General features: G+C 65.5%; 4 protein-coding genes and 1 pseudogene. 1 reads left to right on the forward strand and 4 read right to left on the reverse strand.

The annotated features are described in order from the left end of the window. Positions 1-222: 222 nt before the first annotated feature. A pseudogene (locus AB0G56_RS41855) lies at positions 223-1,657 on the forward strand (IS1380 family transposase). A 562-nt stretch (positions 1,658-2,219) separates the two neighbouring features. Here the strand turns inward: AB0G56_RS41855 and AB0G56_RS41860 are convergent. Genes AB0G56_RS41860 through AB0G56_RS41875 form a run of 4 tightly spaced genes read right to left on the reverse strand, consistent with a single transcriptional unit; the run spans position 2,220 to position 6,196 of the window. After that, positions 2,220-4,046 (reverse strand): AMP-binding protein, encoded by a 1,827-nt coding sequence (locus tag AB0G56_RS41860; protein ID WP_360981507.1) that lies wholly within the window; start codon positions 4,044-4,046, stop codon positions 2,220-2,222. A gap of 46 nt (positions 4,047-4,092) precedes the next feature. Beyond that, entirely contained in the window at positions 4,093-4,593 is a 501-nt protein-coding gene (locus AB0G56_RS41865; protein WP_360981510.1) for a flavin reductase family protein, read from the reverse strand. Further along, positions 4,586-5,365 (reverse strand): enoyl-CoA hydratase/isomerase family protein, encoded by a 780-nt coding sequence (locus tag AB0G56_RS41870; protein WP_360981513.1) that lies wholly within the window; start codon positions 5,363-5,365, stop codon positions 4,586-4,588. Before AB0G56_RS41870 ends, AB0G56_RS41865 begins: the two co-directional genes overlap by 8 nt. A gap of 12 nt (positions 5,366-5,377) precedes the next feature. Continuing rightward, positions 5,378-6,196 carry an enoyl-CoA hydratase/isomerase family protein gene (locus AB0G56_RS41875; RefSeq protein ID WP_360981516.1) on the reverse strand — a complete coding sequence of 273 codons (819 nt, stop codon included), beginning with the start codon at positions 6,194-6,196 and terminating at the stop codon, positions 5,378-5,380. Between the last annotated feature and the right edge of the window lie 91 nt (positions 6,197-6,287).

The raw sequence follows: 6,287 nt of genomic DNA on the forward strand, positions 1-6,287 counted from the left end.
GACAGTCGGGCCACCGGCCTGACCATCACCCACCGGACAAAGCAAAACGGTCCGCCGACTCCGTCGGCAGACCGTCACGCAAGATCGAGGCTAAGGCGGATTCGCATCATCGTCGCAACGTTGCAGGCTTAGCCTGGCTGTTTCGCTTGAGCGGCGTCCGGATCTTGAGCAAGAAAGCGAAAGTGCCTTCTGACCTGGGGCGATAGGGCTTGTCTAAGGCTTCTGTCGTTCCAGCAGGAAGGCACTTTCTGCGTGCACAATACCGCCTCGCGCCCCCAGCTTGTCGTCTCGGCCGACGGCCATGGAGTGGTCAGCCACGCAGGATCGCGGCTGCTGGCCGATCTTGCCGACGCGACCGGCCTGACCGCGGCCTTCACCAATGCGCTGCGCCACCTGCGGCCACGCGGCACTGGACACGCTCCCGGGCGGATCGCCGTGGACATGGCCGTGATGCTCGCCGACGGCGGCGAAGCAATCCGTGACCTCTCCGTCCTGCGTGACCAGCCTGCGGTGTTCGGCCCGGTCGCCTCCACACGACCGCTTGGCGGCTGCTGGCCGGCATCGATTCGACGACGCTGGCCGCGCTGCAGGCGGCAAGAGCCACGGCCCGGGAGGTCGCCTGGCTGCAAGCCGCCAAGACCCGGGCAGGGATACCGTCGGCCCGCGCCGCCCGCCGCGGCCTGCCGGGCCTGGTGCTCGACATCGACGCCACCCTGGTCACCTGCCACTCCGAAAAGGAACAGGCAGCACCCACCTACAAGCACGGCTTCGGATTCCACCCGCTGCTGTGCTTCCTGGACGACACCGGCGAAGCCCTCGCCGGACTGCTGCGGCCCGGCAATGCCGGAGCCAACAGCGCAACCGACCACATCACCGTCCTCGATGCGGCCCTCACCCAGATCCCCGACGCCCACCGCCACGGCACCGACATCCTCGTCCGCACCGACACCGCCGGAGGCGCCAAAGCCTTCCTGCATCACATCCGATCCCAGCGCACCCGCGGCATCCGCACGTACTTCTCCGTCGGACACCCCATCACCGGGCCGGTCCGCCGCGCGATCCGGACCCTGCCCGAGCAGGTCTGGCACCCCGCACCGGAGCAGGACGGGACCCTGCGGACCGGAGCCGAAGTCGCCGAACTGACCGGCACGGTCAACCTGGCCGGCTACCCGGACAGCACCCGGATCATCGTCCGCCGCGAGCGTCCCCATCCAGGCGCCCAACTGTCCCTGTTCGACCAGGACGAAGGCATGCGCCACCAGGTCTTCCTCACCGACACTCCCCACACAGACGGCGGAACAGCCCAACACCTGGAAGCCCGCCACCGCGCGCACGCCCGCGTCGAAGACCGCATCCGCAGCGGCAAGACCACCGGCTTCGGCCGCTTCCCCTCCCGCCACTTCACCATCAACGCCGCCTGGCTCGAACTCGCACTCGCCGCCTCCGACCTGCTCGCCTGGACTCGCACCCTGCTCCTGGAAGGTGAACTGGCCACCGCCGAGCCGAAGAAGCTCCGTTACCGGATCCTGCACGCCGCCGCCCACATCACCCGCGGCGGACGGCGCCTGCGTCTGCGGATCGCCACTACCTGCCCTGTCGACACGAACTGGCCAACGCTTTCGACCGCTTGATCGCCCTGCCCCGACCAGCCACCTGACCACGGTCACCGTCTCTGACCACCCACGACCGAGGAATCTGGAGAATCCGGCCGAGTGCCGGGCCATCGCCATGTCCGCCGCAGACCAGTGGCCAAATCGCCGGTCGCACCGGGATCAACCCAGCGCGGCCACCCGAAGTGAAACAGGGAGGCTAGTGCTCCACCCACGGGTGGATGGGCAATCTCGACTGAACCTGCGATCTGGACCCGGAATCGACCTTCTGCGTACTCCTCGGATTAGGCTCTCTACAGTGCAGAAACACTTGCGGCAGCGGGCCTGAGCCGGCGGCTTGGGGAATGTGGCTCATCGTGCGGCGATGGAGAACTTTCGCTGGATCCAGCGCAGCTCGCCGAAGGTGCAGCGGCACCTGGGCCACCGCCAGCGTCATCAGCCGCAGATGACAGCACCGTCAGGCGTGGGGAACGACCGCCTGGTCGTCGTTCAACACGGGGCGTGCCATCAGAAGGGAGTCCAATCCTTTTTCGTACATAGATCTTGAACGCCCTCCTCCCACGCCTGCGGTCCGACTTCACTTCACGCGATCTTCGTAGAATCAGCCATCTAGTTCGGCTTGGAGCGCACGTGGTTCGCGATCATCGCGTCATCGTTCGCGCCGTACATCTCGTCGATCAGCGTTGCGAACGAGCGCACGACGGCATTGCGCTTCATCTTACCGTTCGCAGTCCGCTCTCCGTGCTCGACCTGCAGGGGCCGCGGCAGGATGCGAAAGTCCTTCAACTGCTCTACGCGGGCGAGGTCTGCATTGACCCGATCCACCTCCGCTCGCAGGCGTTCGGCCAGCGCTTCTGCCGACTGCCCGTCCACAGTTGTGCTCGGCTCGAACAGAACGGTGAGGTACTTGCGGGCGTCACCGACGACGATGGCTTCGTTGATCAGCGAGCTTTCCCTCAGCCGGGTTTCAATGGGCTGAGGATTGATCGTCTTGCCGCCGCGAGTGATGATCACATCCTTCTTGCGGCCGATGAGCCGGATGTCGCCCTGGGCTGTGCGCTCCATCAGGTCACCGGTGCAGAACCAGTGATCCTGGAAAACTGCCTCGGTCTCCGCAGGGTTGCGCCAGTATCCGTCGAAGAGCAGCGGCGCGCGGAGCAGCATTTCACCATCGCCCGCGACCTTCACCTGGAAGCGCGGGTCCGAAAACTCCTTCCCGATGCAGCCTGGCCGAGGGAACTGCTGACTGAAGTGCGCGATGGGAGTGCCGGCGGTCTCGGTGAGGCCGTAACACTCGCGAAGGTCGAGCCCCCAGATCTGCCAAATCGCGAGGACGCTCTCGGGCATCGCGGCAGATGCGGTGTAGGCGATCCGGACACGATCCATTCCGACGGCTGCCCGTAGCGGCAGGAACACTCCGCGAAGGGCGGCAGCGTACGCGATCCGCAGCAATGGCGAGGGCCGGCGACGAGACCAGCGGAGCTCGGCCACCCTGCGGCCCACCCACATCGCGGCGTCATAGGCGTAGCGGCGGAGGCGCGGCCAGGTTTCCGGCCGTGCGATCAGTTCGCCAGCAATCTTCTCGTAGAAGCGCGGCGGCCAGAGCACCACTGTCGGCCGTACCGCGCGCAGGACATCCTCGTACTCAGGGATGCTGCAGTAGGTGACCACCAGCTGTGAGAGCAGCGGCGTGAAAACCGAAACCACCGCTGGCGCCACGTGGGCCAGTGGCAGGAAGCCCACCACATCGTGATCGCGGCTGATCAGCTGCGGGTAGAGTCCGATGACGGTCTGAATCGAGTGCTGAAGCGTGCGGTGCGAGTGTGTGACGCCTTTCGGTGCTCCCGTGGACCCCGACGTATAGAAGAGCACGGCGGCATCGTCGAGAGAGCCCGCAGAAACCAGTTTGGACAGGCGATCCGGGCCGTCGGGGTACCGTGCTCCTTCTTCCCGCAGCGTCTCCCACCTTGTCCCCTTGATCGTCTGGGGCAGCGCCGGCGGGGCGTCGTCGATGCCGACCACGAGCCGCAGCTTCGGTGTGCGCGCGGCAATCCCCGCTACTTTGGTGAGGTCTGTCGTTGTCTCGCCGACGAAGGCGACCGCCTCGCTGTGCACGAGGAGTTGCTCGATCTCGGCGGGCGAGTTGGTCGGATACACGCCGATCACGACCCCGCCGAGACTCTGCACGGCCAGAGCGGCGAACACCCACTCTGGGCGGGCGCTGCTCAACACCGCGACGCGATCACCGTGCTTCACACCTTGCGCGGAGAGGCCGAGTGCCAGATCGCGCACCTGGTCCGCGTACGACCGCCACGTGACCGCCTGCGCAGCACCATCACGCCAGTAGCGCAGCGCAACGGTGTCGGGTTCTCGGCTCGCGCGATCGAACAGCAGCCCCGGTAGCGTCCGGGTCGGTTGGAAACTGGTCAGATCCATGAGACGGCCTCTCTTACAGAGCTGACAAGCCCGGGCCCGATGAGATTCATGCTGCACTCTCCCCATGAGGGAGGAAGCCGCCTTTGTACCAGGTCACCGGCTTGCTGCTACCTGTCCGCGCGTCGTGCACCCGACCGATGAGGATCACGTGATCTCCGTCGGGCACAGCCTGCTCCAGTTCGCACCGGATGACCGCCGCTGCATCGGACAGCAGCGCATGACCTGCCTCATCGAATTCGAATTTGCCGTAAGTGAATTTATTCGCACCCTTTGTCGTGAATTTTATCGCCAATTCCGCGCGTGCGTCCGTCATGATATTCACGACGAAGTGCTTGGCCGCCATGAAGACAGGAAAGCAGTCCGCCCTCCGGTCCAGGCACACCAAAACGAGCGGCGGATCCAGAGATAAGGGCGCGGAGGAACTCGCGGTGAACCCGTGCAGTGTTCCTTCATCGCTTCGCGTCGTTACGATCGTCACGCCTGAAGGGAACTGGGCCAATGCCGAACGAAAGGAAGCCGGGGCCATCCCTTGAAATCGATCAACCATTGTATCCCTCGCGGGCAGCTCGGGCGGCAGGGTCGAGGAAGACCGTGCGCGCGTCGGCAACTGTGACGCGGAGCTGCTCTTCGTCTGGCCAACCGGCAGTCCCTGAGCAAAGAGCCCGCTTGAGCGATGCGAACACGACCGGCGGCTTCGCTGCTGCCTCGCGCGCATCCGCCAGCGCAGTCGAGAGCAGGTCGTCCTGGTTGACCACCTGGTCGACGATGCCTATCGCCTTCGCATCGAACGCGTCGATGGGCTCTCCAGCCAGCAGGAGTCGCCGGGCTGCGCGGTCACCAAGGATTTCACGCACATGAGCGATTCCCTTTACGGCCGGCAGCATTCCGTGCTTGATCTCGGGGAAGACGAAACGCGCTGTAGTCGACGAGTACACCACGTCAGCGAACAGCACCATTTCGATACCGCCACCCACGCACCAGCCGTTAACCGCGCACACCAGTGGCCGGGGATAGTTCTCCAGTGCGCAGAGCAGCGCGTGGAACGACTTCATCCGCCCGGCCATCGCATCGGCGTTGAAGTCGACGGCTTCCTTCATGTCGCCACCCGCGCAGAAGAAGCGCTCGCCGGCGCCCGTCAGAACCAGCGCGGGGGCATCAGGACCCTTGGCGAGGGTCTCCAGCTTCGCCGTCAGGTCGCTGACGAGCGAGTCACTGAGCGCGTTTGCGGGCGGGTGGTTCAGAGTGATGACAACCACGCCGTCCGCTTCGTCGGACGCGTGGACAGCGCTGAGCGCTGTGTGGTCCGAACCTGTGGTCATGCTCGTCTCCGGTTAGTTCGCCTGGGCGCTAGCGATGCGAGCGGAGGGGAAGTCCACAGGACGCTTTTCCCGGAAGGCCTGGCGCGCTTCGGCGTAGTCGGCGCTGGCGAAGTCGATGATCTCGAGCGCCGAGGACAGTTCGTGCTGAGGCACCGCGTTGGTGAGCCAGGTGTTGAGTGCGCGCTTGGTGAAACGGAGAGCCTGCTGGGAACCACGCGCCAGTTGGGATGCGACCTCGAGAGCACGGGGCAGTACCTGCTCACGGGGAACGGACAGACTCACAAGCCCGATCCGCTCGGCTTCGGCACCGGTCAGCTTCTCGGAGGTGAGTACGTAGTACTTGGTCTTGGCCATGCCGACGAGCAGTGGCCAGATGAGTGCAGCGTGGTCGCCGGCCGTCACGCCGACCTTGGTGTGGCCCTCAATCAGCACCGCGTCGTCCGCGGCGATGCTGATGTCGGCAAGGAGCGCGGTCGACAGGCCGTAGCCGACTGCGGGACCGTTGATTGCGGAGATGATCGGCTTCTCGATGCGCAGGACGGTGGCAACCCGCTTGCGCTCCGTCTCCAGCATCGCGAGCGTCTGCTCGGGCGTCGGATCGGGCTGCGCCACGTCCATCCCGGTACAGAAGGCCTTGCCGGCTCCGGTGACAACCACGACCCGGGTCTGATCGTCGCGCTCGACGTCGGCCCAGATCTGGTTCATCTCCTCGAACATGGGCATGGTGAGCGAGTTGTACCGCTCGGGCCGGTTGATCGTGATGAGGAGGACACCGTCGTCGCGGCGTTCCACGAGGACGTCGCCAGTGCCGTGCTTGTAGAGGTCACTCATCGCGCGGTCTCCTTGGTGTGGTTGGCGTGGTATTGGCGGAGTGCTTCTTCGTGGGCGGGGCGTGCGGCGCGGATGTCGGCGAGGACGTCGT

Origin of the sequence: Streptomyces sp. NPDC021356 (assembly GCF_040641015.1) — a bacterium.
Taxonomy (GTDB): Bacteria; Actinomycetota; Actinomycetes; order Streptomycetales; family Streptomycetaceae; genus Streptomyces.